The sequence below is a fragment of the Solirhodobacter sp. genome (assembly GCF_964715405.1).
Genome location: NZ_CBAICG010000037.1, coordinates 1 through 25,989, shown reverse-complemented (window position 1 = coordinate 25,989; position 25,989 = coordinate 1). Strand labels below are relative to the sequence as shown.

Here is a 25,989-nt window from a genome sequence, read left to right as displayed (position 1 = left end):
GGCGCCCGGGACCCCGGTGGGAAACATGCGCAGCTTCTGGGGGCTGCTCACCGCCTTCTGGCGGTCCAGTCGGCGTGCCGAAGCCTGGGCGCTCGCGATCCTCATTGCGGGGCTGAGCTGGTTCGTCAGCAAGGTCGGCATCTGGATCGCCGAGGCGGCGGGCGCCTTCGAGAACGCCAAGGCGACCTACCAGACGCCCGGCAACCTCGACCCGCTCGGCCGGTTCGAAACCGCCGCCATCGCGCTGGTTGCGATGGTCACGCTCAGCGTCGTCACCATCGCGACGCGGCACTATTTCGCGCAGACGCTGCAACGCAAGTGGCGCGCCTGGCTCAACGAGCAGTTCACCGAGGCGACGCTGGACGAGGGGCACACGATCCTCAAGATCCAGTCCAACCCCAAGCTCGACAGCCTCGACCAGCGCCAGCAGGAATGCCTCAAGACATTGACCGGGAACGCCATCGGTCTGGCGATGGGGGTGCTGACCGTGGTCACCAGCGCCTGGGAAGTGTCGCGCAAGCTGTGGGAAATCTCGACGCCCGTGAATCAGGTGCCGACCCTTGGCACCGATGCCAGCTTTGTTCTGACGCTGGGCGTCATCGTGCCCTTCGCGGTGCTCTGCACCTGGGGCTTTGCGCGCATCGGCAACGTGATGCGCAACGTCAACAAGACCTTTCAGGAGGCCGAGGGCGCCTTTCGCAGCGAGTTGAACACGATGTTCCGCCGCGCGGGCCAGATTACCGCCACGGCGGGCGAGCGTGTGCAGAAGAAGGTGAACCGCACCCTTTACGCCAACATCGACCACGTCTGGCACCGCAACAACGTATTGCAGGCCGGGTTCATGGGGTTGCACGATTTCTACACCCTGGTCTCGTTCCAGGTGCTCGCCTCGGTGCTGGCGCTGCCCGCCTATGCGCAGGGCGCGATCGACTTTCAGACCTACATCACCACGGCGGCGCTGGTCGGCCAACTGACCAACGGTTTTTCCTGGCTGATCGACGTGACGCCCGCACTGGCCGCGCTGAAGGCCGACGCCGAGCGCATCAACGAATACGCCGAAGAGGTCGAGAAGGTGCAGGACACCCGCGCCTATTTCCAGGCGACCGGCATCCACGACTTCGCTTATCGGCTGCACCCCTCGGACCAGGGCATCCGGGTGCGCGGGCTGGAACTGATGCACGAGGGTCACAATGCCCAGCCCTTCCTGCGCGCGCCGGGCGAGCTGCACTTTCCCGCAGGCCGATGGACAGCGCTGGTCGGCACCTCGGGCGGTGGCAAGACCTCGTTTCTCAATGCGCTGATGGGGCAGGAGGATTACGGCCGCGCCGAGGTCTACCTGCCGCCCGGCCGCAAGCCGTTCTATGCGGCGCAGGCGATGCGCATCCCCGACACCACGCTGAAGCAACTGGTCGCCGGGCCGGAGGATGAGGAAGACTTCGCCGACACCGAAATCGCCGCCGTGCTGGCCGAAACCGGGCTTGGCTTCCCCGAATTCCTGCGGTGCCTGCATGAACGGAATTGCCACGGCCGCCCGTGGGAGCGCGCGCTGTCGGGCGGGCAGAAAAAGCGGCTGGTGCTCGCGCAGCTTCTGCTGCTCCGCCCCGAGGTCGCCCTGCTGGACGAAGTCACCGCCGGTCTCGACCCCCACGCCCAGACTGAATTCTACGACGTGCTGAAACGCCACTGTCCGAAGACCACGGTGATCAGCAGCATCCACAACCGGGCGATGCCGTTCCACTCCTCGGGCGCCCCGGTCTACCAGTTCGTGGCCGAGATCGGCGACGGGCTGATCTCGATCCGCCGCTTCCGGGCGGGGGCCGGTCTGCACCTGGCCGAAGCGGCCGCCGACACGCTGGTCCCGACCGCGAAACCCCACCGACCGGAGCCTGCCCCGCATGACCAACGCCGCTGACATGACCGCCTTTCTTGATGCGCTGCTGGCGCGGATGTCGCTGAAAGAGAAGGTGGGCCAGCTCAACTACCCCAGCGGTTCCGGCATCGACACCACCGGCGTCGGCGAGGCGGTCGACACGCCGGTGATGATCCGACGCGGCGAGTTGTGCGGCATCTCGGCCGGGGCCACGGTCGCCGACCGGCGCGACTTGCAGCGCCTGGCGGTCGAGGAAGGCCCGAACGGCATCCCGCTGATCTTCGGCAAGGACTGCATCCAGCGCTACCGCACCGGCGGGCCGATTCCCCTTGCCTTGTCCTGCAGTTGGGATCTGGACCTCGTCCGCCGCATCAACGAGATGACGGCCCGTGAAGCCCGCGCCGACGGCATCAGCATCAACTGGGCGCCGATGCTCGACATCTGCCACGACGCCCGCTGGGGCCGCATCGCCGAGGGCAACGGCGAGTTTCCCTACCTCGGCGCCCGCATCGCCGAGGTGATCGTGCGCGCCTATCAGGGTGCGGATGGCGACATGGCGCGGCCCGACCGGTTCATGGCCACGCTGAAGCACTTCATGGGCTATGGCCTCGCGCGGGCGGGCCGTGATTACGCCTCGGTCGAGGCGAGTGTCGCCACCCTCGCCCGCATCATGGAACCCTTCCGCGCGGGCATCAACGCCGGGGCCGGCGCGATCATGGTGGCCTTCAACACGATCAACGACATTCCGGTGACCGCGCATCGCCAGCTTCTGCAAGAGGTGCTGCGCAAGCGGCTGGGCTTCACCGGCATCATCGTCACCGACTTCACCGCGATCGACCCCGAGCTGATCCACCACGGCGTCGCCGCGACCTCGCGTGAGGCCGCCTACCTTGCCTTCAAGGCCGGGGTGCATGTCGATCTGGTCAGCCAGGCCTTCCTGCGCCACCTGCCCGACCTTGTCGCCGACGGCATGGCCAACCCCGGCGCCTACGACCACCCCGACGCTGCCTTTCGCTACGGCCCCGTCACCGAGGCCGAAATCACCGCGCGTTGCCGCGACGTGCTGGTGGCGAAATGGCGGCTCGGCCTCTTTCACGACCCCTACATCGGCATGACCGAGGCGCTGCGCGACGCCGTCACCTACACCCGCGAGAACCGCGCGCTGGTGCGCGAAGCGGCGACGAAATCTCTGGTGCTGCTGAAAAATGCCCGCGAGGCGCTGCCGTTGAAGCCCGGTGGCACCCTTGCGGTGATCGGCCCGCTGGCGCAGGACCGCATCGACATGCAGGGCACCTGGGCGATCGACGTCGAGCCTGACCATTCGGTGACGATCCTCGAAGGGCTGCAGAACGCGGCCGGGACGGGCGCCACGATCCTGCACGCCAAGGGCTGCAACATCGTCGACGACCCCAGCGAGGCCGCACGGCTGAACGTGCACAATGCCCACATGCCCTCGGTGGTGATCGGGCCGCAAAGCCCCGCCGCGATGCTGCAAGAGGCGCTGGCCGTCGCAACCAGGGCCGATACGATCCTGCTCTGTCTCGGCGAGGCGAAGGAACACGCGGGCGAGGCCTCGACCCGCGCCGACATCACCCTGCCCGCCGATCAGCGCCCGCTGTTCGACGCGATCGCCGATCACGCCAGGGCCACCGGCAAGCCGCTGATCCTGATCGCGATGGCGGGCCGACCGCTGGCCCTGACGCATGAGGCCGCGCGGGTCGATGCGCTGATCTGGACCGGGCATCCCGGAAACGAGGCGGGGAACGCGCTGGCCGATGTGATCTTCGGCGCGGTCAGCCCCTCGGGTCGGCTCAGCATCGCGCTGCCGCGCAACGTGGGGCAACTGCCCTACCGCACCGAAGACCTGCCCACCGGCCGCCCGATCTGGGGCGCCGGCGTCGATGTGGCGGGCGATGCGGAGTTCGACGCGCAGGGCCGCCACGTCTTTCGCAAATTCACCACCGCCTGCATCCTCGAAGGCCCGCACACGCCGCTTTACCCGGCAGGGTTCGGCCTTGGCTACACCAGCTTCGCCTACGGCCCGCTGACCCCCAGCACCACCGCGCTGAAGGGCGACGAAGCATTGACGGTGACGGTCGCGATCACCAACACCGGCCCGCGCGCCGGGGCCGAGGTGGCGCAGGTCTACCTGCACGACCTCGTCGGCCTGACCTCGCGCCCGCGCCGCCAGTTGATCGGGTTCGAGCGGGTGGAGCTTGCCCCCGGCGAGGCGCGCACCGTCACCTTCACCGTGGCCTCCGACGCGCTGCGCTATCCGGTCGGCGACCGGCTGACCGACTACACGATGGAACGCGAACCGGGCGAGTTCGACCTGATGATCGGCCCCAACGCGGAAGAGGTGCAGCGCGTCCGCTTCCGCTGGGATCGCGCATGACGCGGCTTTCCGACGACGCGCTGCTGGACCTCGTGCAGATCAGGACGCTGGGGTATTTCTGGGATTTCGGCCACCCCGTCAGCGGCATGGCGCGCGAACGCTCGGCCGGGGATTACGGCTATGACGTGGGCGAGACGGTCACCACGGGCGGCACCGGTTTCGGCATCATGGCCCTGATCGCGGGGGCCGAACGCGGATTTCTGCCCCGCAAGGGGGTGATCGACCGGATCGCGCAGATCGTCGATTTCCTTTCCAAAGAGCCACGTTATCAGGGCGCCTTCGCGCATTGGATGAACGGCAGCACCGGCGCCACGGTCGCCTTTTCGCCCAATGACGACGGCGGCGACATCGTCGAAACCGCGTTCCTGATGATGGGTCTGCTGACCGCGCGGCAATGGCTTGGCCCCGGCCCGCTGGCCACGGAAATCGACCGTCTGTGGCGGGGGGTGAACTGGGCCGCCTTTTGCCCCGCCCCCGACCGGCTGATGTGGCACTGGACCGCGCGCGGCGACTGGGCCGACGCGCTGCCGATCACCGGCTACCACGAGGCGCTGATCGCCTTCGTGCTGGCCCTCGCCTCGCCCACCCATCCGATCGACGTGGCGGCCTATGAGGTCGGCTGGAAAACCTCGACCACCTTCGAGAACGGCAAGAGCTTCTACGGCATCCGCCTGCCGCTTGGCCCTGACTATGGCGGTCCGCTGTTCTTCACCCATTACAGCTTTCTCGGCCTCGACCCGCGCGGGCTGGTGGACCGCCACGCCGACTACTTCGCGCAGAACCGCGCCCATGCGCTGATCCACCATGCCTACGCGCAGGAGAACCCCAAGGGCTTCAAAGGCTACGGCCCCGCCTGGGGCCTGACCGCCTGCGACGGCGATCAGGGCTACAACGCCTTCTCGCCCACCAACGACCTTGGCGTGATCGCCCCCACCGCCGCCATCGCCAGCCTGCCCTATACGCCCGTACAGTCGATGGCCGCCCTGCGCCACTACCACGAGAACCTCGGCGACCGGCTCTGGGGCGACTACGGCCTGCGCGACAGCTTCAACGAAACCGCCAGATGGGTTGCGCCGGGCCACCTCGCCATCGACCAGGGCCCGATCGTCGGCATGGTGGAAAACGCCCGCTCCGGCCTGTTGTGGCGGCTGTTCATGTCGGCGCCGGAAATCGCTCCGGCGCTGGCGCGGATGGGGTTCAGGCGCGACCCGCCTTCCGTCTGACCCGGCCGCTTGCGCGAGCATGGCGCGGGCCTGCGCCTCAGCGATCGCCGACGGTCGGCGAAAAGGTCGGCCCGGCGGCATCCAGCGTCAGCATCACCCGCCGCGTGTAGAACGCGGGCTGGCCGCCATCGTGGCCGATGTTGATCACCCCCACGTCGGTCAGCCGCGTCATGAAGATGTCCTCGATCCGGTGCCGCGCGGTGCGTTCGACGAAGTTCAGCGCGTCGTCGATCACCACCCAGTCTGGCCGTTGCAGAATGGCGCGGGCGAAGGCCAGACAATGCTTTTCATTCTCGCTCAGGTGCCGTTCCCAGCGGTGGAACTTGCCCAGTTGCGGCACCAGCCGTTGCAGTCCCACATCGCTCAGCGCGGCGGCAATGTCGGCATCCTCGAACGCCGTCTCGGGCTGCGGATAGGTCACGCAGGCCCGAAGAGTGCCGGTCGGCAGGTAGGCCTTGGCGGGCAGGAACATGATCCGCGCGCGCGGCGGGCGCGTGATCGACCCGGCTCCCCAAGGCCAAAGCCCGATCAATGCGCGGAAGAACAGCGTCTTGCCCTCGCCATGCCCGCCGCTGACCAGCACCCGGTCGCCGCGCTTCAGCTCCAGCGCCGCCGCATCCAGCCGCACCGCCCCGGTCGGCCCCGCGATGCAAAGGTCGGCGATGCGGATCCCTTGTCCCTCGCCCTCGGTCAGGGTGAACCGTCCCGCGCTCTGGCCCAGCCGGTCCATCGCAATCACCGCCTTGCGGAAGCCCGCAACGCGCAGCAGCGTAGCGCGCCAGTCGGCGATGGCCGAGAAGTTGTCGACATACCAGCGCAGCGACTGCTGCACCTGATTGAAGGCGCCGACCACCATCATCAACTCGCCAAAGCTCATCTTGCCCGCGAAATAGCTCGGCGCAGCCACCAGGATCGGCGCCACAATGGTGAACCAGCCGTAGCCCGCGGTGATCCAGGTCAGCCGGGTCAGCGCCCCCACGATCCGGCGCGAAATCGCCAGCACCGTGGCGAAGGTCGCATCCAGCCGCGCCCGCTCGGCCGCCTCGCCGCCATACATGGCGACGGCCTCCACCGCCTCGCTGACCCGCACCAGTTCAAACCGCAGATCGGCCTCGCGCGCATAATGCTCAGCGTCCAGCCGGATCAGCGGTCGCCCCACCGCCCAACTGAGCAGCGACGCCGTCCCCGCATAAAGCAGCGCGCACCAGACCATGTAGCCCGGCGGGGCGATGACGATGCCGAAGATCGTCGCGAACATGCCGTCGCTCAGTTCCCACAGCACCCCGATGAACGAGGCCAGCAGCAGCGTCGATTGCAGCAGCCCGATGCCAAGGTCGGTGGTCAGGTCGGTCAGGTGCTGCGCATCGGCCGCCAGCCGCTGGTCGGGGTTGCTGCCGATCGGCCCCGCATTGGCCAGCCGGAAGGCGCGCAGCGGCGCCAGCCATTCGGTAAAGAGATCGCCGACCAGCCCCTGCCGCAGCACCAGCCGCGTCATCTGGTTCAGCCACGTCTGCGCCACGTTCAGCACCAGCAGGCCACAGGCCAGCGTCGCGAAGACGCCCAGTTGGGTGACGAAAGCGGGCAGGTTCCGGGTCGTCAGGGCGTTGTAGAACGGCTGGTTCCAAGCGTTCAGGCGGATCTGCGCCCAAGCCGTGGCCGAGATCACCGTCACCAGCGCAGCTGCCAGCGCGATCAGCCGGTTGCGCTGCCGCGAGGCCCAGAAGGCCCGCAACATGGCATCAAGCTGGGTGGCGAGGTCATCCTCCTCACCCGCGCCGCCTCCCGGATCGGGCACCCGCCCCGTCTCAGGTCCGGCCATCGCGACAACGCTCCTTCAAGCTTCGCCGGAAAGCCCGGCGCGGGCAGATTGGCCTGCCCGCGCGCAATTGCAATGGCCGATCAGCCTCTGCCCTCGGCGGCGGCGACGTGACGCTTGACCGCCATGAAGCTGTCGGGCGTGACCGAGATCGAGTCGATCCCGGCCTTCACCAGCAGGCGTGCGAACTCGGGGTCGTTCGACGGCGCCTGTCCGCAGAGGCCGACCTTGGCCCCCGCCTTGTGCGCCCGTTCGATCACCGTCTCGATCATCCACTGCACCGCCTCGTTGCGCTCGTCAAAGAGGTCCGCCAGCTCGCCCGAGTCGCGGTCCACCCCCAGCGTCAACTGGGTCAGGTCGTTCGACCCGATCGAGAAGCCGTCGAACCGTTCCGCGAACTTGTCGGCCAGGATGACGTTCGAGGGAATCTCGCACATCACATAGACTTGCAGCCCGTTCTTGCCACGCTCCAGCCCGGCCTCGGCCATCACCGCCAGCACCTTGTCGGCCTCTTCCAGCGTGCGGCAGAACGGGATCATCACCACCACGTTGTCAAAGCCCATCTGTTCGCGCAACCGCTTGATCGCCTTGCATTCCAGGATGAACCCCTCGCGGTAGGACGGCGAGTAGTAGCGCGAGGCGCCGCGGAACCCGATCATCGGGTTTTCTTCCTTCGGCTCGAACTGCCGCCCGCCCAGCAATTCGGCGTATTCATTGGTCTTGAAATCGCTCATCCGCACGATGACCGGCTTGGGATAGACCACCGCCGCGATCCGGCTCAGACCCCGTGCGAGGCCATCCACGAAATACTCCGACTTGTCGGCATAGCCCCGCGTCAGCGCCGCCAGTTCAACCTTGGCGGCCTCATCCGTCACCTGATCGAAGTGCAGCAGCGCCAGCGGGTGCGCCTTGATCACGTTGTTGATCACGAACTCCATCCGCGCGAGGCCGACGCCCTCGGTCGGCAGCTTCCACCACCGCGCGGCGGCGGCGGGGTTGGCCATGTTCAGCATGATCTTGGTCTTCGTTTCCGGCACATGCTCCAGCGAGATGTCCTCGACCGTGAACTCCGAGATTCCGGCGTAGACATAGCCGGATTCGCCCTCGGCACAACTCACCGTCACGTCCTGATCGTCGTGCAGCACATGGGTCGCGTTGCCGGTGCCCACCACGGCGGGCAGCCCCAGTTCGCGGCTGACGATCGCGGCATGGCTGGTGCGCCCGCCGTGGTCGGTGATGATGGCCGAGGCCTTCTTCATGATCGGCACCCAGTCGGGGTCGGTCGTCGAGGTCACAAGGATCGAGCCCTCGATGAAGCGGTCGATGTCGCGCGCGTTCTCGATCAGGCAGACCCGCCCGGTGGAAATCGCGTTGCCGACCGAAAGCCCGGTGACCAGCGTCTTGCCCTTGCTGCCGATCGTGTAGGATTTCAGCACCCCGACGTCGATCCGGCTTTGCACCGTTTCGGGCCGCGCCTGCACGATGAACAGCTCGCCCGTCTCGCCGTCCTTGGCCCATTCCATGTCCATCGGCTGGCCGTAGTGCTTTTCGATCGTCGCGGCCTGACGGGCAAGGTCCAGAATGTCGGCATCGTTCAGCACGAAGGTCTCGCGCTCCGCCTTCGAGGTCGGCACGTTCCGCGTGGTCTGGCCATCGCGGGACGTGTAGATCATCTTCTTTTCCTTCTCGCCGAGCTTCTTTTCGAGGATCGGGGTCAGCGCCGGGTTGCCCAGGAACGGCTTGTAAACCTCGTATTCGTCCGGGTTCACCGCACCCTGCACGACGTTTTCGCCCAAGCCCCAGGCGGCGTTGATCAGCACCGTCTTGTCGAACCCCGATTCCGTGTCGATCGAGAACATCACGCCCGAGCCGCCGATGTCGGACCGCACCATCTGCTGCACGCCGACCGACAGCGCGACCTTGGTGTGGTCGAACCCCTTGAGCGAGCGGTAGGTGATCGCCCGGTCGGTGAAGAGCGAGGCATAGCAACGGCGGCAGGCGTCCAGCAGGCCGGTTTCGCCGGTGACGTTCAGATAGGTCTCCTGCTGGCCCGCGAAGCTCGCATCCGGCAGGTCTTCCGCCGTCGCCGAGGACCGCACGGCCACCGAGGGGTTTGCGCGCCCGATGCGGCGGCCAAGTTCGGCATAGGCGGTGTTGATGTCGGCCAGAATATCCGCCGGCCAGTCGCCCGCCACGATCATCGCACGGATACTGGTGCCCGCCTCGTGCAGCGCGATCTTCCCGGCCTTCAGGTCCGCCATCGTGCGGTTGATGCGGGCGGCAAGGTCGTTGGCCTCGATGTAGGCGCGGAACGCGTCCGCCGTGGTCGCAAAGCCCGCGGGCACGCTGATGCCCTGCGGCGCGAGGGTCGAGATCATCTCACCCAGCGACGAGTTCTTGCCCCCCACGCTCGCCACGTCGCCACGCTTGAGATTCTCGAACCAGATCACGTTTATCGTCATGTGCAGGGCCTCCCAGGTCCAGGTTTCCGCGTTGAGCAGACCCTAGCGGCAGAGACGACATGCCGCCTTGACGTGGGTCAAGCGGCGGACCCGAAAGTGCAGCCTACTCGGTCATGCGCGGATAAAGCCGGGTCGCGATCGCCACCATCCCGACAAGGATGATGATCAGCACCGTGGCATCCGTTCCAAGACCGAAGGCGCTTTGCTGATCCTTCAGCATCAGCGCGCGCAGCCCGTCCACCTCATAGCTCAGCGGGTTGGCGCGCGAGATCACCTTCAGCCAGGGCGGCATGATGTCGATCGGATAGATCGCGTTCGACGCGAAGAAGATCGGCATCGTCAGCACCTGCCCGATGCCCATGAATCGCTCGCGCGTTTTCACGATGCAGGCGATGATCAGCGAAAAGGTGGAAAACAGCGCCGAGCCCAGCGCGATCAGCGCCGCGACGGCGATCAGGTTCAAGGGATGGAGGTCGATCCCGATCCCCATCACCAGCGCCAGCACATAGACCACCACCGCCTGCGTCAGCCCCCGCACCGCCGAAGAAACGCCCTTGCCCAGCACCAGCGCCGAACGTGGCGCGGGGCTGACCATGTAGCGGTGCAGCACGCCCAGATCGCGTTCCCAGATCGCCGCGATGCCGTAGAAGATCGCCGCGAACAGCACGCTTTGCGCCAGAATGCCGGGGGCGAGGAAATCCATGTAGCTGCCGCCGCCGGTATTGATGCCGCGCACCCGCGCCATCACGCCGCCGAACAGCACCAGCCAGATCGCGGGCTGGATCGCGCGGGTCAGAATCTCGCTCGGGTCGCGGCGCAGCTTGCGAATCTCGGCATCGGCCACGGCGTAAACCTCGGTGCCGTAGTCCTGCGCGCAGGAAAGGATGTCAGCCATGTTCGGCAAGGCTCCTGCGGGTGCGGCGGATATCGCGGAAATCGCCGCCGAAATCGACATCATGCCCGGCGACCGCGGCGAACACGTCATCCAGCGTTGCCTCAGGCCCCACCGTCGCCTTCAGTTCGGCGGGTGTGCCGACACGCTCCAACTTGCCCTGATGCAGGATGCCGATCCGGTCGCACAGCATGTCGGCCTCCTCCATCGCGTGGGTGGTGATCAGGATCGTGGTGCCGAAGCGGTCGCGCAGGTCGCGCACATGGTCCCAGACAGTGCGCCGCGCCACCGGGTCAAGGCCCACGGTCGGCTCGTCCATGATCAAGACGGCGGGGCGGTGCAGCGTGCTTTGCGCAATCTCCAGCCGCCGCAGCATCCCGCCCGAGTAGTGCTGCGCCGGGCGGCCCGCCGCCTCGGTCAGCCCGGTCATCTCCAGCGCCTCGCGGATGCGGCCCTCGCGTTCCGCGCGCGGGATTAGGTAAAGCCGCGCCGACAGCAGCAGGTTCTCATACCCCGTCAGCGCCCCGTCGGCCGACAGAAGCTGCGGCACATAGCCGATCTTGCGCCGCACGGCCCGCGGATGGCGCTGCACATCTGCGCCCGCCACCCGCGCGGTGCCGCGGCTGGGCGGCAGCAGCGTGGTCAGCATCTTGATCAGGGTGGATTTACCGGCCCCGTTCGGGCCGATCAGGCCGAAGATCTCGCGGTCTTGAACCTGAAAGGTCACGGCATCGACCACCGTCCGGCGGTCGAAATCGCGTGACAGGCCCACGGTCTCGATCAGGGGCGGCGGCAGGTTCACATCGGGCGCGCGGCGGAGATTTTGGCGGGGATTTTCAGGCATGGTGCACTTTCAAACGGGGCTGCGGCGGGCTTCCGTCGCGCCTCAATCCACCTCCGGCTCCATGCGGATGGCGCCGCAGGGGCATTCGGCCGCGCAAATCCCGCAACCCTTGCAGTAATCATAGTCGATCTTGAAGCGGTTGCCGGGGCCGAGCTTGATCACCGCGTTGTCGGGGCAGACGCCGAAGCAGTTGTCGCATTCAAAGCAGTTGCCGCAACTCAGGCAGCGCCGCGCTTCGTAAAGCGCGGTGTCCTCGGTCAACCCCTCCACCACCTCGTCAAAGCTGGTCTGGCGGCGGATCACCGAAAGCTGCGCCTGCACCGTGCGCGGCGCGTCGTCGTAATACCAGGTGTTCAGGTTCTCGAACCCGGCCAGTTCATGCTTCGGCTCCGGCGCCAGCGTTTCGCCGCGCAGCCAGGCGTCGATGTTGCGCGCGGCCTTCTTGCCGTGGCCGATCGCCACCGTCACCGTGCGCTCGGCCGGCACCATGTCACCGCCCGCGAACAGCCCCGGCCGCCCGGTCATCATCCGCGCATCGACGCTGACAACACCGTCGCGCGCGATCGCCACCCCCGCCACGCGGGTCAGAAAGGTGGTGTCCACGTCCTGCCCCAGCGCCAGGATCAGGGTGTCGGCCTCCAGCACCTCGGTTTCGCCGGTCGGCTGCGGGCGGCCGTCGGCGTCCACCACCATCTTTTCGACGGTGACGCTGGCGCCCTCGATGCCCTTGATGGTGCGCAGCCAGTGGATCAGCACGCCTTCCTCCTCGGCCTCGGCGGCCTCGAATTCATGCGCGGGCATCTCCTTGCGCGAACGACGGTAGACGATCATCGCCTCTTCCGCCCCCATCCGGCGCACCGTGCGGGCGACGTCCATCGCGGTGTTGCCGCCGCCATAGACGATCACCCGCCGCCCCAGTTGCGGCGCCTCGCCCAGTTCGACCTGCTTGAGCAGCGTCACCGCATCCAGGATGCGCCCGGCCGCATGGGCCGGAATCTCGGTCCGTTTCGCCAGATGCGCGCCGACCGCGGTGAAGACCGCATCGAAGCCTTCGGCAAAGGCGGCCTCGATATCCGCGACCGGCGTGTTCAGTTCCAGCGTCACGCCCAGCGCCAGAATGCGCGCGATCTCGGCATCCAGCACATCGCGCGGCAGCCGGTATTTCGGGATGCCAAAGCGCATCATGCCGCCCGCCAGCGGCCCCGCCTCGCGGATGGTGACCGCGTGACCCAGCCGCGTCAGGTGATAGGCCGCCGACAGCCCCGACGGCCCCGCCCCGATCACCAGCACCCGCTTGCCCGAGGGCGGTGCATCGACCACCGGCACCAGCCCGTGCTCCACCGCGTAATCGCCCAGGAACCGCTCGACCGAATGGATGCTGACCGCCTCGTCCAGCTTGCCCCGGTTGCAGGCGGTTTCGCAGGTGTGATAGCAGACCCGCCCCATCACCGCGGGCATCGGGTTGTCGCGCATCAGCGCCTGCCAGGCGGCGGCATAGTCGCCGCTTTCGGCATGGAACAGCCAGTCCTGGATGTTCTCACCCGCCGGGCAGGTTGCGTTGCAGGGCGGCAGCCGGTCGACATAGACCGGCCGTTCCGACCGCCACGATCCGGTGTGGTTGAGCTTGCTCGTCCCCGGATCAAGCGTGATGGCAAAGGGCAGCGTGTGGTCGGTCATGCCTCGGCCTCCTGAACCAGCCCGTAGCGGCGGATATTGGCGTCGGCCATCGCCTGGATCGCGGCGATGGTGGCGTGATCCTCGTGGCCCTCGCGGAACAGGTGGCGGAACCGGCCCTGCGGGCGCAGGTAATCCTCGACCGGCACCTGTCGGCGGATCTTCTTCACCGCCGTCACCTCGCCATGTTCGGCCTCGAACAGCGGAAAGAGCCCGCTTTCCACCGCCAGCCGCGCCAACTTGATCGTGTCATGCGCGGCCGACCCCCAGCCTAGCGGGCAGGGCACGAAGATGTGGATGTAGCGCGCCCCGCCGATCGACATCGCGCGGGCCACCTTCGCCTCAAGGTCATGCAGGTCGGCGACGCTGGCGGTTGCGACGTAGGGAATGTTGTGCGCCATCGCGATGCGCGGCATGTTCTTGCCGGTGCCGAAGACGTTGCCCGGATGCGGGCCGATCGCCTGCGTCGTTGCCGTCCGCGCCGCCGGCGGGGTCGCCGACGATCGCTGCACCCCGGTGTTCATGTAGGCCTCGTTGTCGTAGCAGATGTAAAGCACGTCATCGTTGCGCTCGAACATGCCCGACAGGCAGCCAAAGCCGATATCGGTCGTGCCGCCATCGCCGCCCTGCGCCACCACCCGCACATCGGTCTTGCCGCGCATCCGCATCGCCGCCGCCACGCCGGTTGCCACTGCGGGCGCATTGCCAAACAGCGAATGCAGCCAGGCGATCTGCCAGCTTGTCTCCGGGTAGGGCGTCGTGAAGACCTCCAGGCAGCCGGTGGCGTTCACCGCCACCATCCGCCCGCCCGTCGCCCGCATCGCAGCGTCGAGCGCATAGCGCGCGCCCAGCGCCTCGCCGCAGCCCTGACAGGCGCGATGCCCCGAGGTGATCGCATTGGACCGGTCGGGCGAGGCCTGCATGGATCGCGTTTCCGCATCCATCAACCGGTTGCCCACGGTATGGGTGCCGGTCTGGTAGAAATGCACCTTCTGAACCGTCTCGTCGGTCATTGCCCGGCCTCCGTGCGCGGCGAGACCCGGCGGACAAGGCCGGGGTTCAGCGCCTTGAGAAGATTTTCCGCGATCGGCCCGGAGTCCCGGTGCCGCGCCGCCCGCGTCAGTTGCGCCTCCACCGCCGCATGGTTGAGGTCGAGGAACGTCACGTCGTCCAGCGCGTCCTGCGCGGCCGCCGCGATGATCCCGGTCAGCCCGGTCCGCGTGATCGGTCGTCCGCCCAGACCGGCGATCACTGTCAGCACCGGCGTGGCAAGGCCGCGCAGCGCCATCCGCACGTTCGACGCCAGCATCCCGCCCAATCCGGGGGCGAGGCTCTTTTCGATGCACACCACCCGCTTGGCCCCGGCCAGCGCGTCGTGCAATTCAGCCAGCGGGAATGGCCGGAACGAGCCGATGCAGACCGACCCGACGCTGACCCCCTTGGCCCGCTCGGCATCCACCACATCCTTGATCGTGCCGTTGATGGACCCGAGCGCGACCAGCACCGTCTCGGCCCCCTCGGTCTTGTAAGACCGCAACAGCCCGCCGGCCTCGCGCCCGAACACCGCCTGAAACTCGGCGGCGATCCGCGGGATCACGTCCAGCGCCTCCACCTGCTTGTGGTGCGCCAGATAGCGCACCTCGGTGAACGCCTCCGGCCCCACCATCGCGCCGATGGAATAGGGGTGATCGGGGTCCAGCATCTGGACCGGATCGAAGGGCGGCAGGAAGGCATCCACCTGTGCTTGCGTCGGCGTGTCGATGCGCTCGAAGGCATGGGTCAGGATGAAGCCATCGACGCAGACCATCACCGGGCAGCTCAGCTCCTCAGCCAGCCGGAAGGCGATGATGTGCAGGTCGGCGGCTTCCTGGTTGGTCTCGGCGTAAAGCTGGATCCAGCCCGCATCCTTCAACGCCATCGCATCGGAATGGTCGTTCCAGATGTTGATCGGCGCGCCGATCGCCCGGTTGCCCACCGTCATCACGATCGGCAAGCCCAGCCCGGCCGCGTTGTAGACCGCTTCCGCCATGAACAGCAGGCCCTGACTGGCGGTCGCCGTGTAGGCCCGCGCGCCGCCCGCGGCGGCGCCGATCGCCACCGACATCGCGGCAAACTCCGACTCCACGTTGATGAATTCGCAATTCGTCAGCCGCCCGTCCTTCACCATCGCGCCGACGCCTTCGACGATGTGGGTCTGCGGCGTGATCGGATAGGCGCAGACCACCTGCGGGCGGCACAGCGCCACCGCCTCGGCGATCCCCTGCGATCCTTCGATCTGTCTCAGCATGTCGCCGCCTCCTTCACCGCCGCATAGGCCTCCTCCGCCGCCGCCACGTTCGCTTCGCCCAGCTTGCCCGCGAACCGCTCGCGGATCGCCTTCAGCACGGCGTCCAGCGACACGACCCCGGTCATCGCCGCGAACCCGCCCAGCAGCACGGCGTTGGGCAGCGGCTTGCCGAAATGGCGCACCGCGATCTCGCTGGCGGGCAGACAGCGCACATGGCCCGCAGGCAGCCGGTCCACGATCGCCGTCAGGCCCAGTTCGGCGGGCGTCCGGGTGGAGTTGATCAGCAGGTAGCCATCCGCCTTCAGCCCGGCAAAGACATCGACCGAGTGGAACAGCGTCGGATCCTGAATGATCAGCGCGTCGGGCTCGATGATCGGCTCGCGCAGCCTGATCTCGGCCTCGGCGATCCGGCAGAAACTGGCGACCGGCGCCCCCATCCGTTCGGACCCGAACGACGGAAACGCCTGCGCATGCCGCCCCTCGTCGAAGGCCGCGACCGACAGCATCTCGGCCGCCGTCACCACGCCCTGGCCACCCCGGCCATGCAACCGCACCTCGAACATCCGCGCCTCCTCTGTCGGCCCCGAAGGTGGGGGATTCGAAGTCGCCCGTCCCTGATGCAGGTCAAGTCGGGCGGCTCAGACCGGATCAAATGTGGCAAATGCGCTCACAAGCGCGAGAACGGCCATTCCCAGCGCAATCTCTGCCAGCGTGCCGCGCGCAATCGCCCGCAGCGCGGCGGGGCTGTCTGCCGTCTTCAGGCGCGGCACGAAGACATAGCGGTTGACCAGCGCCAGCCCCACCATCCCCGCCACCAGCGCGATCTTCAGCACCAGCAGCGCCTGATAGGGCGAGCCGCAGCCCGGCACCCGCCCCAGCACCAGCGCCGTATTCACGGCCCCCGTCACGATCACCGCCGCCACCGCCCAGTGGCCAAGGCGCGAATAGCGCATCAGTTGCGGCGCAAGCGCGCCCTCGCCCTGCCGCATCCGCGCAAGGGTCGCGAACAGCGGCGGCAACCCGCCCAGCCAGACCCCCGCCGCCAGCAGGTGCAGCGCGGCGTTCAGGCGATGCAGCACGCCCTCGGCGCCCTCCTGCATCGCGGCATGGCCGACCAGCGCGAGGCTCGCCAGCGCCAGACCGGCGGCCACCGTCACCCCGCGCCCGCGCATCAGCGCCAGCCCCAGCGCCGCCACCAGCGCCAGATGCACCGCCCAGGCCCGCCCCACGGCGGTCGCGCTGACCAGTGCCCATATCGTGCCGGGGTCCACCGCGTCGGCCCAGCCGTCGCCCGCCATCCCCGCCTCCAGCATCAGCCAGGCCACGGAGGTGAGGGCCAGAAGCCCCCAGACCACCCGCGACCCGGACCGGGCGCCGCCGAATGCCGCCCCGCCCCAAAGCAGCATCGCCGCCCCGAAGTGCAGGAACCGGATCAGGATCAGCGCCCGGTCCATCGGCTTACTTCACGGTAAAGCTGTAGGTGCCGTGCGTCTTGTGCCCGTCCACCGACAGGGCGTGCCAGGCCACCGTGTAGGTGCCCGCCGCCAGCGTGCCGGTCAGCGGCACCGTCAGCACCGTATCGGCCTGCGATAGCGACGCGGCGCCCTGCGTCACCTCTTTCTGGTCGGGCCCGGTCACTGTCACCCCGGTGAACTTCAGTGACACATCCTCGGAAAAGGTCAGCATCAGGTCGGCGGGCGCCGCGACGGTCGCCTTGTCGGCGGGCATCTCGGCGGTCAGGTGGGCATGGGCAAAGGCGGCCGGGGCGATCATCGCAAGGCCGGCGGCAAGGATCAGAGCGGTTTTCATGGTCAGGTCTTTCTGCCGGACCTTGTCCGGCGGTTGAGGAAGAACGCCGCCACGATGGGCGGTTCGGATTGGGTGCAGGATGGGTCGGCCGCAACTCTGCGGCAGGCGTCAGCGCCCCGGCGGCATCGCCAGGCGCGGATTGCGGCTCAGGCCGTGGCGGGGGGCGCCCGGATCGCCGGGCCGGTCAGCGTGACGACCCGCGGCACCTCGGGCCCCGCAAGGCTGCGCGCCAGCCGCGACATGCGCAGCGTGACCACCGGCAGGTGGCCCGGCGTCGCTTCCAGCATCGGCGGGCCCGCGGGCTGGCAAAGATTGTGCAACTCGTCCAGCAGGTTGCGCGGCGCGGTCTTGCCGCACAGATCGTCGGCGGTGCCCCCCACCGCGACGAAGCGCGCCACGGCGAGATCGTCCAGCGTCGGCATCCGCGCGGCGGCAACCGAAAAAACCGACCCCAGCCCGAGCACCAGCACGAGCACAAGGCCGAGCAGACGAGAACGGATCACGGTCGCCATGCGCCCTGCCTAGCAGAGCCCGCGCGCCGGTCCAATCCCCGGCATCGCGCACAAGACGCCGACCTACTTCTGTTGCAGCGACTCCACATAGTCCGACAGCGCCACCAACTGGATCGGCGTCGGGGTCATCACGCCCTTGCCGGTGTCGATCAGCACGTTCGGCCCGGTCAGCAGCGGGTCGAACACCGGCATCACCTGGCCGCCATGCTTGCCCGCGCGGGTGAAACCGTCGATCCAGCTCATCACCCGGATGCGCGGGAACACGCCGCCGTTCTTTGCCGCGATCTGGGTCAGGTTGGCTGGCTTGCGCGCCAGACCCATCGCCGCCGGGCCGTTGCCGATGCCGCTGTCGCCGTGGCACCCCGCGCAATAGTCGTGGAACAACGCCTTGCCGTCCGCCTGCGGCTGCACCGCACAGGCTCCGACCAGTGCCGCCAGCCCCAGCCCCGCCGTGATGATCGCCAAACGCATCGCCGTCTCCCCTGCCGTTTCGTCCAGTCTCACAGGACCGTGTCGCCCCGACCTTGATGCAGGTCAGGGCGCGCGGCAAGCACTGGTGCAATCCTCACCCAACGTCGGTGCATTTGCGGTGCGAAATCGGTGCGAAATCGGTATGCGGTTTTTCCCGCCTTTCCAGCCCCTTGCACCCCGCGTTCCGGCAGTTCCCTGCCACGCACAGATCACGGAGGCCCCAGATGCCCTACACCTTCACCCGCCTGATTCCCGCCACCCTCGCCAATGTCGAGGCCCGCACCCGCGATGCGCTGAAAGCGCACGGATTCGGGGTTCTGACCGAGATCGACGTTGCCGCGACGATGCGTGAGAAGCTTGGCGAAGACATGCCGGGCTACCGCATCCTCGGCGCCTGCAACCCGAAAATGGCTTTTATCGCCATCGGGTTGGAGCCCCGCGTGGGGGCCATGCTGCCGTGCAACGTGGTCCTGCGCGAGGTCGAGGGCGGCACCGAGGTTTCGGCGATCGACCCGGTCGCCTCGATGCAGGCGATCCCCAACCCCACGCTCAAGACGCTGGCCGGGCAGGTGCGCGACCTGCTGGCCGAGGCAATCGCGGCAATCTGAACCGACAGGGCTTGAAAACCGAACCGAACGGTTCAATTTAGACGTGGCACGGGCTTGATCCCCGGCCGAGCCTCTGGCGCAAGCCATTGAGGATAAAGACAAAGGACGAGACATGACCATCCAGAAACTGTTCACCCCGGTGACGTTCGGCGCCCTTGCGCTTGCCAACCGCGTCGTGATGGCGCCGCTGACCCGCAACCGCGCCACCCCCGAGGGGGACGTGCCCTCCGATCTTGCCGCCGATTACTACGCCCAGCGCGCCTCTGCCGGCCTTCTGATCACCGAAGCCAGCCAGATCATGCCCGAAGGCAAGGGCTATGCCTGGACGCCGGGTATCTACAGCCCGGCCCAGATCGCGGGCTGGAAGAAAGTCACCGCCGCCGTCCATGCCAAAGGCGGGCGGATCGTGCTGCAGATGTGGCATGTGGGCCGCATCTCGCACACCTCGCTGCAACCCGGCGGGGTCGCGCCGGTTGCCCCGTCGGCCATCGCGGCAAAGTCGCAAACCTTTGACGGCAAAAGCTTTGTTCCGACGTCGGAGCCGCGCGCCCTGACGCCGGAGGAAATTCCGCGGATCGTCGCCGCCTATGCGCAGGCCGCGAAGAACGCCCGCGCGGCGGGCTTTGACGGGGTCGAGATTCACGCCGCCAATGGCTACCTGATCGACCAGTTCCTGCGCGACGGCGCGAACCATCGCACCGACGCCTACGGCGGCTCGATCGCGAACCGTGCCCGCTTCCTGTTCGAGGTGGTGGAGGCCGTCACCGCCGCCATCGGCGCCGACCGCACCGGCATCCGCCTCAGCCCGCTGTCGCCCTCGAACGGCATCGCCGACAGTGATCCGGTCGCGGTGTTCAGCCATGTCATCAAGGGGTTGAACCGCTTCCACCTCGCCTACCTGCACATGGTCGAAGGCGCCACCGGCGGCACGCGCGACGCGGAAACCGATGCCAGGATGGCCGCCCTGCGCGCGCTCTACGAAGGCAATTACATCGCCAACAACGGCTACACCCGCGCAGCGGCGCTTGCCGCCGTGGACAGCGGCGCGGCGGATGCGGTGGCCTTCGGCAGAGCCTTCATCGCCAACCCCGATCTGGTCGAACGGCTGAAGGCCGACGCGCCCCTGGCCGAGGGCGACCGCGCCACCTACTACGGCGGCGGCGCCAAGGGCTATACCGATTACCCGACGCTGGCCGAGGCGGAAACCGCCTGAAGCCGCGCACCGCACCACGACGAGGGCCGCGAGGATACTCGCGGCCCTTTCCAATTCAGCACTCCCCAAGTGGTATTCCAAAAAACGATAAAATGTGCTCTTGTTGAATGAACATTCAACAAAGGAGCCCGCCATGACCGCCGCCGCCCGCGACATCTGCATCCCGAACGACTGGGACCGGCGCGGGTTGCCGGGCTGGTGTTACCATTCCCCGGCCCTGCTGGAGCTGGAAAAGGCCGAGCTGTTCCGTACCCATTGGCAGATCGCCTGCCACGTCTCTGACCTGCCCAACCCCGGCGACTACCTCGCCCTCGACATCCTGGGGGAACGCGCGCTGGTCCTGCGCGGGCAGGATGGCACGGTGCAGGCGTTCCACAATATCTGCCGCCACCGCGGCTCGCGCCTTGTTGCCAGGGACCGCGGCCATTGCGCGGGCGCGCTGGTCTGCCCGTTCCACGGCTGGGTCTACAACCTCGACGGCACCCTGCGCGGCCCGGCCCAGCCCCGCAGTTTCCCGCCGATGGACAAGACCGAATTCGGCCTTGCCCGGATCGAGACCGAGATCTGGATGGGCCTGATCTTCCTGCGCTTCCGCCCCGGCCCGCAGCCTGCGGTGGCCGAGCTCATGGCCCCCTTCGCCGCCGAAATGGCGCCCTACGAAATGGAAACGATGACGCCCGCCAGCGGGGTCTGGACCCAGGGATCGGCGGTGAACTGGAAATCCGTCCGCGACGTCGACAACGAGGGTTACCACGTCGCGATGGCCCACCCGGCGCTGCAAGACCTCTACGGCTCCACCTATTTCGACGAGCCCTTCGTCGCCGGCCTCAGCCGCAGCTTCGCCACCTGGAACCCCGCGGCCACACGGCGCTGGAGCGTGAAGAACTACGTCCGCATCGCGCCCGAGAATGCCCGCCTGCCCGAAAGCCACCGCCACGCCTGGGTCTACTGGGGCCTGTTCCCGAATGCGGTGATCGCCGTCACGCCCGAGACGATGCAGTTCTATCAGGAATTCCCCGTCGCGGTCGGCCAGACCCTGCTGCGCGGCGCCGTCTACCGCTACCCCGACGAAACCCGTGCGCAACGCCTCGCGCGCTACCTCGCCATGCGGATCGACCGCGATACCCAGGCCGAGGATGTGCAATTGCAGGAATGGTCGAACGAGGCGATGACGTCAGAGGCTTTCGCGGGCTTCTACCTGTCCGATCTGGAATACGGCGTGCGCAGCCACCACGACCACCTGCGCCGCCTGCTGCCGGTGATGACGCTGGACGAGAACCCCGGCGAAGATCGGCTCTCAGAGGTCAACGCCGCAATGCGCTGAAACCGCGCCGCCCCCATCTTCCGTTCTCAAGTATCCCACGGGGTGCGGGGGTGTGAAACCCCCGCTCCTGCGCTACCCCTGCCACAACCCGTCGCGCGCCAGATCGTCCATCGTCGCGCGGATCGCCTCGTCCAGGATCGCCACCATCGTGTCGATCTGCGGCCGGGTGATCACCAGCGGCGGCGACATCACGCACATCTGGATCAGCGGGCGCACCAGCAGCCCGCGTTCCTGGCAATGCGCGTCGATCCGCTTGCCGACCTCCAGATCCAGCGCCAGCGGATTGCGGCTTTGCTTGTCGGCGACGCATTCGATGCAGGCCATCAGCCCCATGCCGCGCACCTCGCCGACCAGATCATGCGCCTCCAGCGTCTTCAGCGCGGTCTGGAAGTAACCGGCGTTCGCCTGCACCTGCGCCAGCATGCCGCCTTCCAGCAGGTCAAGATTCTTCAGCGCCACGGCGCAGCCGATCGGATGGCTGGAATAGGTCAGCCCGTGCGAGAACGTCGCCTCCGGGTGGTTGGACCGGCGCAGGTCTGCAAGCATCGCCGCCGACATCATCACGCCGCCCAACGGGAAGTAGCCCGAGGTCACGCCCTTGGCGAAGGTGATCATGTCGGGGTCCAGCCCGAACACCTCGCCCGAGGCAAAGACATGGCCCAGCCGCCCGAAGGCCGTCACCACCTCGTCGGCGATGAACAGGATGTCGTTCTCGCGGCACAGCGCGCGCATCCGCTGCAGGTAGCCCGGCGGCGGCACCACGACCCCGCCCGAGGCCTGGATCGGTTCACCGATGAAGGCGCCGATGCGCGCGGCGCCGTGCGTGGCGATGGCGGCGCAGAACTCTTCCACCAGATGGTCGGTGAACGCCGCGACGGTCATCCCCACCGGGCGCCGGAACGGATCGGGGCACGACAGGCGGATCACCAGATCGTCCGCCGAATCCATCCAGTCGCGATCGCGCGGCCGCCCGTTCAGCGAGCCGGACAGGTAGCTGGCGCCATGATAGGCCCGCTCGCGCGTGACGATCATCTTCTTCTCGGGCCGCCCCTTCACGTTGTTCAGAAAGAACATGAAGCGCAGCGCGGTTTCCACCGCCGAGGTGCCGCCGGTGGTCAGGAACACCTGATCCAGATCGCCCGGCGCATGGCCCGCCAGCCGCGCGGCCAGTTCCAGCGCGGGCGTCGTGGTGGTGTACCAGGGCGAGGCATAGCTGAGCGACATCGCCTGATCGCGCATCGCGTCGGCCAGCGCCGCGTTGCGGTGGCCCGAGTTCACGCACCACATGCCTGCCGGGCCGTCGATCAGCCGACGGCCGTCCTCGTGCAGGATGTAGATGCCATCACCGTCGCCGACCGCCCCCATCGACTCGGCGCCGATCTTGCCCGCCGTGGGCCAGGGCTGCACCAGGTGCTGGCCCAGGCGCTCGCGCAGTTCCTGCATCGCGCCGGGGCTGGCGGGGGTCGGCCGAAGGGTCGCCGTCATTTTCTTTCTCCACTATCCTCGATCCACAATTCGCGCTGATCAAACGCATGAATTCCATTATCTAATCATACCAACATTGAATGGCGGTTCAATCAGCAAAACGCGAATTTCCACTTGCTTTCGCGGCAAATGCGCGCAACCCTCACACCATGATCGGGCCCCTCGCCACCGCGTTTCCCTGCCCACCAGCGCCCCGCCCGAGGGCCGCGCGGTGATCGGGCGGGCGCGCCGCTGGACCGGGTCCGAGGCGGCCCGCGGCCTTGCCCTGATCTCGCCGACGCTGCTGTACGCGATGGCGATGCTGGTATTGCCGGTCATCATCATCATCCTGTTCAGCTTCTGGAAGCAAAGCTTCCTGACCGTCGACCACGGCTTCCGGCTCGACAATTACCGCGCCGCGCTGACCCAGCCGATCTATCGCGACCTCTTCCTGCGCTCGCTCTGGATTTCGCTGACGGTCAGCGTGACGACCGTGGCGATGGCCTATCCGGTGGCCTGGTACATCTCGTTCCACGGCGGGCGGAACAAGAACCTGTGGCTCTTCCTGATCACCGTGCCGTTCCTGACCAGCTACCTGTTGCGCGTGATGTCCTGGAAACTGGTGCTGGGCTACAACGGGGTGCTCAACAGCCTGCTGCTGTGGCTGGGCGTGATCCACGCCCCCATCGCGTCGCTGCTCTACAACGCCAATGCGGTGATCATCACGCTGGTGCACAGTTGGGTTGCCTTCGCGATCCTGCCGATCTTCGTCTCGCTGGAAAAGATCGACCGTTCGCTGATCGAGGCCGGGCAGGATCTGGGCGACGGGCTGTTTCGCTCGCTTACCCGGATCGTGCTGCCGTTGTCGCTGCCGGGCGTCACCTCGGCCGTCCTGATCGTGATGATCCCGACAGTCGGCGACTACGTCACGCCCAAACTCGTCGGTGGCGCCGAGGGAGTGATGATCGCCTCGGCGATCGAGGTGAACTTCGGCCGCGCGATGAACTGGCCGCTGGGGGCGGCGCTGTCGGTGACCACGATGGTTCTGGTCGCCTCGGCGGCGGGTCTGATGGTGCTGGCGCTGCGGCTGCTGGTGCGGGGGCTGCGGCGATGAGGCTGCTGTCCCGCATCCGGTGGCTGCCGGTCTATCTTGGCGCCTTCATGGTGTTCCTCTATTTCCCGATCCTGCTGTTGCCGGTGTTTTCCTTCAACACTGCCGCAGTCGCGGCCTTTCCGCTGAAGGGCTTCACGACCCGTTGGTATGGCCAGCTTTTCGAAAACCAGGTGATGCTCGGTGCGGCGTGGAACAGCCTGCTGGTGGGGCTCGCGGTCTCGGTCGCCTCCACTGTGCTCGCGATCTGCGCGGCGCGCGCGATCACGCGCTACACCTTCCCCGGCCAGAAGCCCGCGACTGGGCTGATCATGGCGCCGCTGTTCCTGCCCGAGATCATCGTGGCGGTGTCGATGCTGCTGGTGCTGTTGCAGATCGGCATTCAGTTGTCGCTGCTGACGGTGACCCTCGGTCAGATCGTGTTCTGCCTGCCCTATTCGATGTCGGTGCTGATCGCCGGGTTCGAGGGCTTCGACCGCAGTCTGGAGGAAGCCTCGCTCGACCTCGGCGAAACCGCGATCGGCACCTTCCGGCGCGTCACGCTGCCGGTGGTGGCGCCGGCGATTCTGTCGAGCCTCCTGGTCAGCTTCACCATCTCGCTGGATGAATTCCTGCTCGCCTTCTTCCTGTCGGGGACCGAGACGACGCTGCCCGTCTACATCTGGGGCCAGTTGCGCTTTGCCGCCAAGCTGCCCGAGGTGCTGGCTTTGGGCAGCCTGATGATGGCCGCCTCGGTGACCCTGCTGACCATTGCCGAGATTGTGCGCCGCCGCGCCGAAAAGCGCGTGACGGCGCGAGGGGGGCCGCATGCCTGATGCCAGACCGATGATCGAAATTCGCAACGTTTCCCGGCACTTCGGATCGTTCCGCGCGCTCGACCAGATCACCCTTGACGTCGCGGCGGGCGAATTCTTCTCGCTGCTGGGCCCCTCGGGCTGCGGCAAGACCACGCTGCTGCGCCTGCTCGCCGGGCTCGACACGCCGACGGCGGGAACGATTGCCATCGACGGGGCGGACTGCACCGATCTGCGCGCGAACCAGCGGCCGACCAACATGGTGTTCCAGTCCTACGCGATCTTTCCGCACCTGAACGTGGCGGAAAACGTCGCCTACGGGCTGAAACGGCTGCGGCTGGGGCGCACCGAGGAAACGCGGCGGGTGGGTGAAGCCCTTGAAATGGTGCGCCTTCCCGGCTTTGGCGCCCGCAAGGGCAACGAGCTTTCGGGCGGTCAGCGGCAGCGCGTGGCGCTGGCCCGCGCGCTGGTGATGCGGCCCAAGGTGCTGTTGCTGGACGAGCCGCTCTCGGCGCTCGACAAGAAGCTGCGCGAGGAGATGCAGACCGAATTGCGCACGTTGCAGCAAAGCGTGGGCATCACCTTCGTGCTGGTGACGCACGACCAGTACGAGGCACTGGCGCTCAGCGATCGGATCGCGGTGATGTTCGGCGGGCGGATCGCGCAGGTGGCCACGCCGATGGAGATCTACCAGCGCCCGATCAGCCGCAAGGTGGCCGATTTCCTGGGCGGAATGAACTTCCTGTCGGGCCGCATCACGGCGGAGACCGGCGCGGTGTTGACGGTGGAAACCGAGCATTTCGGCACCGCTGCCCTGCCCAAGCCGCCCGGCTTCATGGCCAGCGGCGGGCGCGCGACGGTGGGCATCCGGCCGGAACGGCTGCGCGTTCTGTGGGACGACGAACGCGCCGAACACGAGTTGACGGGGCAGGTCGCGAACCGGGCCTACTTCGGCGAGACGACCAGCCTGTCGGTCGACGTCGCGGGGCTGGAGGCGCCGCTGTCGATCGTCGAGACCAACACCTTCGGCGCCGACGCGCTGGAGATCGGCGCCGAGGTGCGACTGGCCTACGACCCGGCGGCGCTGGTGCTGATGGCCGATCCGGACGCGCGCTGAGGGTCGGCGCGCAAGGCATTGGAAAGGCTGGGAAACAGGGATATCGAAAACGCACCGGCTACGACGGTTGACCGGCGGCGCCGGGGGGCCTTCTGCCCCCCGG

At 67.6% G+C, this 25,989-nt stretch carries 22 protein-coding genes; 9 read left to right on the top strand and 13 right to left on the bottom strand.

From position 1 onward, the window contains the following. The first annotated feature begins 25 nt into the window (after positions 1–25). From AC11WY_RS14835 to AC11WY_RS14825, 3 genes are read left to right on the top strand one after another with little or no spacing between them, the layout of a single operon-like run. Positions 26–1,912 carry an ATP-binding cassette domain-containing protein gene (locus AC11WY_RS14835; protein WP_482926852.1) on the top strand — a complete coding sequence of 629 codons (1,887 nt, stop codon included), beginning with the start codon at positions 26–28 and terminating at the stop codon, positions 1,910–1,912. Then, a complete protein-coding gene (locus tag AC11WY_RS14830) occupies positions 1,896–4,265 on the top strand; it encodes a glycoside hydrolase family 3 N-terminal domain-containing protein (RefSeq protein WP_482926850.1) in 2,370 nt (789 codons plus the stop codon). The genes AC11WY_RS14835 and AC11WY_RS14830 overlap by 17 nt, the downstream gene beginning before the upstream one ends. After that, positions 4,262–5,488 (top strand): glucoamylase family protein, encoded by a 1,227-nt coding sequence (locus AC11WY_RS14825; protein ID WP_482926848.1) that lies wholly within the window; start codon positions 4,262–4,264, stop codon positions 5,486–5,488. Before AC11WY_RS14830 ends, AC11WY_RS14825 begins: the two co-directional genes overlap by 4 nt. A gap of 37 nt (positions 5,489–5,525) precedes the next feature. Here the strand turns inward: AC11WY_RS14825 and AC11WY_RS14820 are convergent, their stop codons facing one another. The 12 genes from AC11WY_RS14820 to AC11WY_RS14765 all read right to left on the bottom strand — a co-directional run bounded on the left by AC11WY_RS14820 (position 5,526) and on the right by AC11WY_RS14765 (position 18,255). After that, positions 5,526–7,307 carry an ABC transporter ATP-binding protein/permease gene (locus AC11WY_RS14820; protein ID WP_482926846.1) on the bottom strand — a complete coding sequence of 594 codons (1,782 nt, stop codon included), beginning with the start codon at positions 7,305–7,307 and terminating at the stop codon, positions 5,526–5,528. A gap of 80 nt (positions 7,308–7,387) precedes the next feature. Continuing rightward, on the bottom strand, positions 7,388–9,766 hold the full coding sequence (ppsA, locus tag AC11WY_RS14815; RefSeq protein ID WP_482926844.1) for a phosphoenolpyruvate synthase: 2,379 nt from the start codon (positions 9,764–9,766) through the stop codon (positions 7,388–7,390). 103 nt (positions 9,767–9,869) lie between these two features. Beyond that, positions 9,870–10,661: an ABC transporter permease gene (locus AC11WY_RS14810; RefSeq protein WP_482926842.1), complete on the bottom strand. Its 792-nt coding sequence runs from the start codon at positions 10,659–10,661 to the stop codon at positions 9,870–9,872. After that, a complete protein-coding gene (locus AC11WY_RS14805; RefSeq protein WP_482926840.1) occupies positions 10,654–11,502 on the bottom strand; it encodes an ABC transporter ATP-binding protein in 849 nt (282 codons plus the stop codon). Before AC11WY_RS14805 ends, AC11WY_RS14810 begins: the two co-directional genes overlap by 8 nt. A gap of 42 nt (positions 11,503–11,544) precedes the next feature. Then, positions 11,545–13,179 (bottom strand): NAD(P)-binding protein, encoded by a 1,635-nt coding sequence (locus tag AC11WY_RS14800; protein ID WP_482926838.1) that lies wholly within the window; start codon positions 13,177–13,179, stop codon positions 11,545–11,547. Continuing rightward, complete coding sequence (locus AC11WY_RS14795) at positions 13,176–14,189, bottom strand: thiamine pyrophosphate-dependent enzyme (protein WP_482926836.1); 1,014 nt, start codon at positions 14,187–14,189, stop codon at positions 13,176–13,178. The genes AC11WY_RS14800 and AC11WY_RS14795 overlap by 4 nt, the downstream gene beginning before the upstream one ends. After that, a complete protein-coding gene (gene porA, locus AC11WY_RS14790) occupies positions 14,186–15,463 on the bottom strand; it encodes a pyruvate ferredoxin oxidoreductase (RefSeq protein WP_482926834.1) in 1,278 nt (425 codons plus the stop codon). Before porA ends, AC11WY_RS14795 begins: the two co-directional genes overlap by 4 nt. Then, positions 15,457–16,026: a 2-oxoacid:acceptor oxidoreductase family protein gene (locus AC11WY_RS14785; protein ID WP_482926832.1), complete on the bottom strand. Its 570-nt coding sequence runs from the start codon at positions 16,024–16,026 to the stop codon at positions 15,457–15,459. The genes porA and AC11WY_RS14785 overlap by 7 nt, the downstream gene beginning before the upstream one ends. A gap of 75 nt (positions 16,027–16,101) precedes the next feature. Then, positions 16,102–16,917, bottom strand: coding sequence for a copper homeostasis membrane protein CopD (gene copD / locus AC11WY_RS14780; RefSeq protein WP_482926830.1), 816 nt, complete (start codon positions 16,915–16,917; stop codon positions 16,102–16,104). A 4-nt stretch (positions 16,918–16,921) separates the two neighbouring features. Then, complete coding sequence (gene copC / locus AC11WY_RS14775) at positions 16,922–17,272, bottom strand: copper homeostasis periplasmic binding protein CopC (RefSeq protein ID WP_482926828.1); 351 nt, start codon at positions 17,270–17,272, stop codon at positions 16,922–16,924. A gap of 146 nt (positions 17,273–17,418) precedes the next feature. After that, entirely contained in the window at positions 17,419–17,784 is a 366-nt protein-coding gene (locus AC11WY_RS14770; RefSeq protein ID WP_482926826.1) for a hypothetical protein, read from the bottom strand. Positions 17,785–17,847: 63 nt separating this feature from the next. Continuing rightward, entirely contained in the window at positions 17,848–18,255 is a 408-nt protein-coding gene (locus AC11WY_RS14765) for a c-type cytochrome (protein ID WP_482926824.1), read from the bottom strand. 224 nt (positions 18,256–18,479) lie between these two features. On the opposite strand from AC11WY_RS14765, the gene AC11WY_RS14760 reads away from it, so the two are divergent. From AC11WY_RS14760 to AC11WY_RS14750, 3 genes are all read left to right on the top strand, one after another. Next, positions 18,480–18,863: a DUF302 domain-containing protein gene (locus AC11WY_RS14760; RefSeq protein ID WP_482926822.1), complete on the top strand. Its 384-nt coding sequence runs from the start codon at positions 18,480–18,482 to the stop codon at positions 18,861–18,863. 112 nt (positions 18,864–18,975) lie between these two features. Continuing rightward, positions 18,976–20,076, top strand: coding sequence for an alkene reductase (locus AC11WY_RS14755; protein ID WP_482926820.1), 1,101 nt, complete (start codon positions 18,976–18,978; stop codon positions 20,074–20,076). A 133-nt stretch (positions 20,077–20,209) separates the two neighbouring features. Beyond that, entirely contained in the window at positions 20,210–21,400 is a 1,191-nt protein-coding gene (locus tag AC11WY_RS14750) for an aromatic ring-hydroxylating oxygenase subunit alpha (RefSeq protein WP_482926818.1), read from the top strand. A gap of 72 nt (positions 21,401–21,472) precedes the next feature. Here the strand turns inward: AC11WY_RS14750 and AC11WY_RS14745 are convergent, their stop codons facing one another. After that, positions 21,473–22,885 (bottom strand): aminotransferase, encoded by a 1,413-nt coding sequence (locus tag AC11WY_RS14745; protein WP_482926816.1) that lies wholly within the window; start codon positions 22,883–22,885, stop codon positions 21,473–21,475. 211 nt (positions 22,886–23,096) lie between these two features. Here AC11WY_RS14745 and AC11WY_RS14740 point away from each other — a divergent pair, with 211 nt between their 5' ends. Genes AC11WY_RS14740 through AC11WY_RS14730 form a run of 3 tightly spaced genes read left to right on the top strand, consistent with a single transcriptional unit; the run spans position 23,097 to position 25,886 of the window. Further along, positions 23,097–23,978 (top strand): ABC transporter permease, encoded by an 882-nt coding sequence (locus AC11WY_RS14740; RefSeq protein ID WP_482926814.1) that lies wholly within the window; start codon positions 23,097–23,099, stop codon positions 23,976–23,978. Then, the gene (locus AC11WY_RS14735; protein ID WP_482926812.1) at positions 23,975–24,790 is read left to right on the top strand and encodes an ABC transporter permease; all 816 of its coding nucleotides are present in this window, start codon (positions 23,975–23,977) and stop codon (positions 24,788–24,790) included. The genes AC11WY_RS14740 and AC11WY_RS14735 overlap by 4 nt, the downstream gene beginning before the upstream one ends. Continuing rightward, positions 24,783–25,886: an ABC transporter ATP-binding protein gene (locus tag AC11WY_RS14730; protein WP_482926810.1), complete on the top strand. Its 1,104-nt coding sequence runs from the start codon at positions 24,783–24,785 to the stop codon at positions 25,884–25,886. The genes AC11WY_RS14735 and AC11WY_RS14730 overlap by 8 nt, the downstream gene beginning before the upstream one ends. Positions 25,887–25,989: the final 103 nt, after the last annotated feature.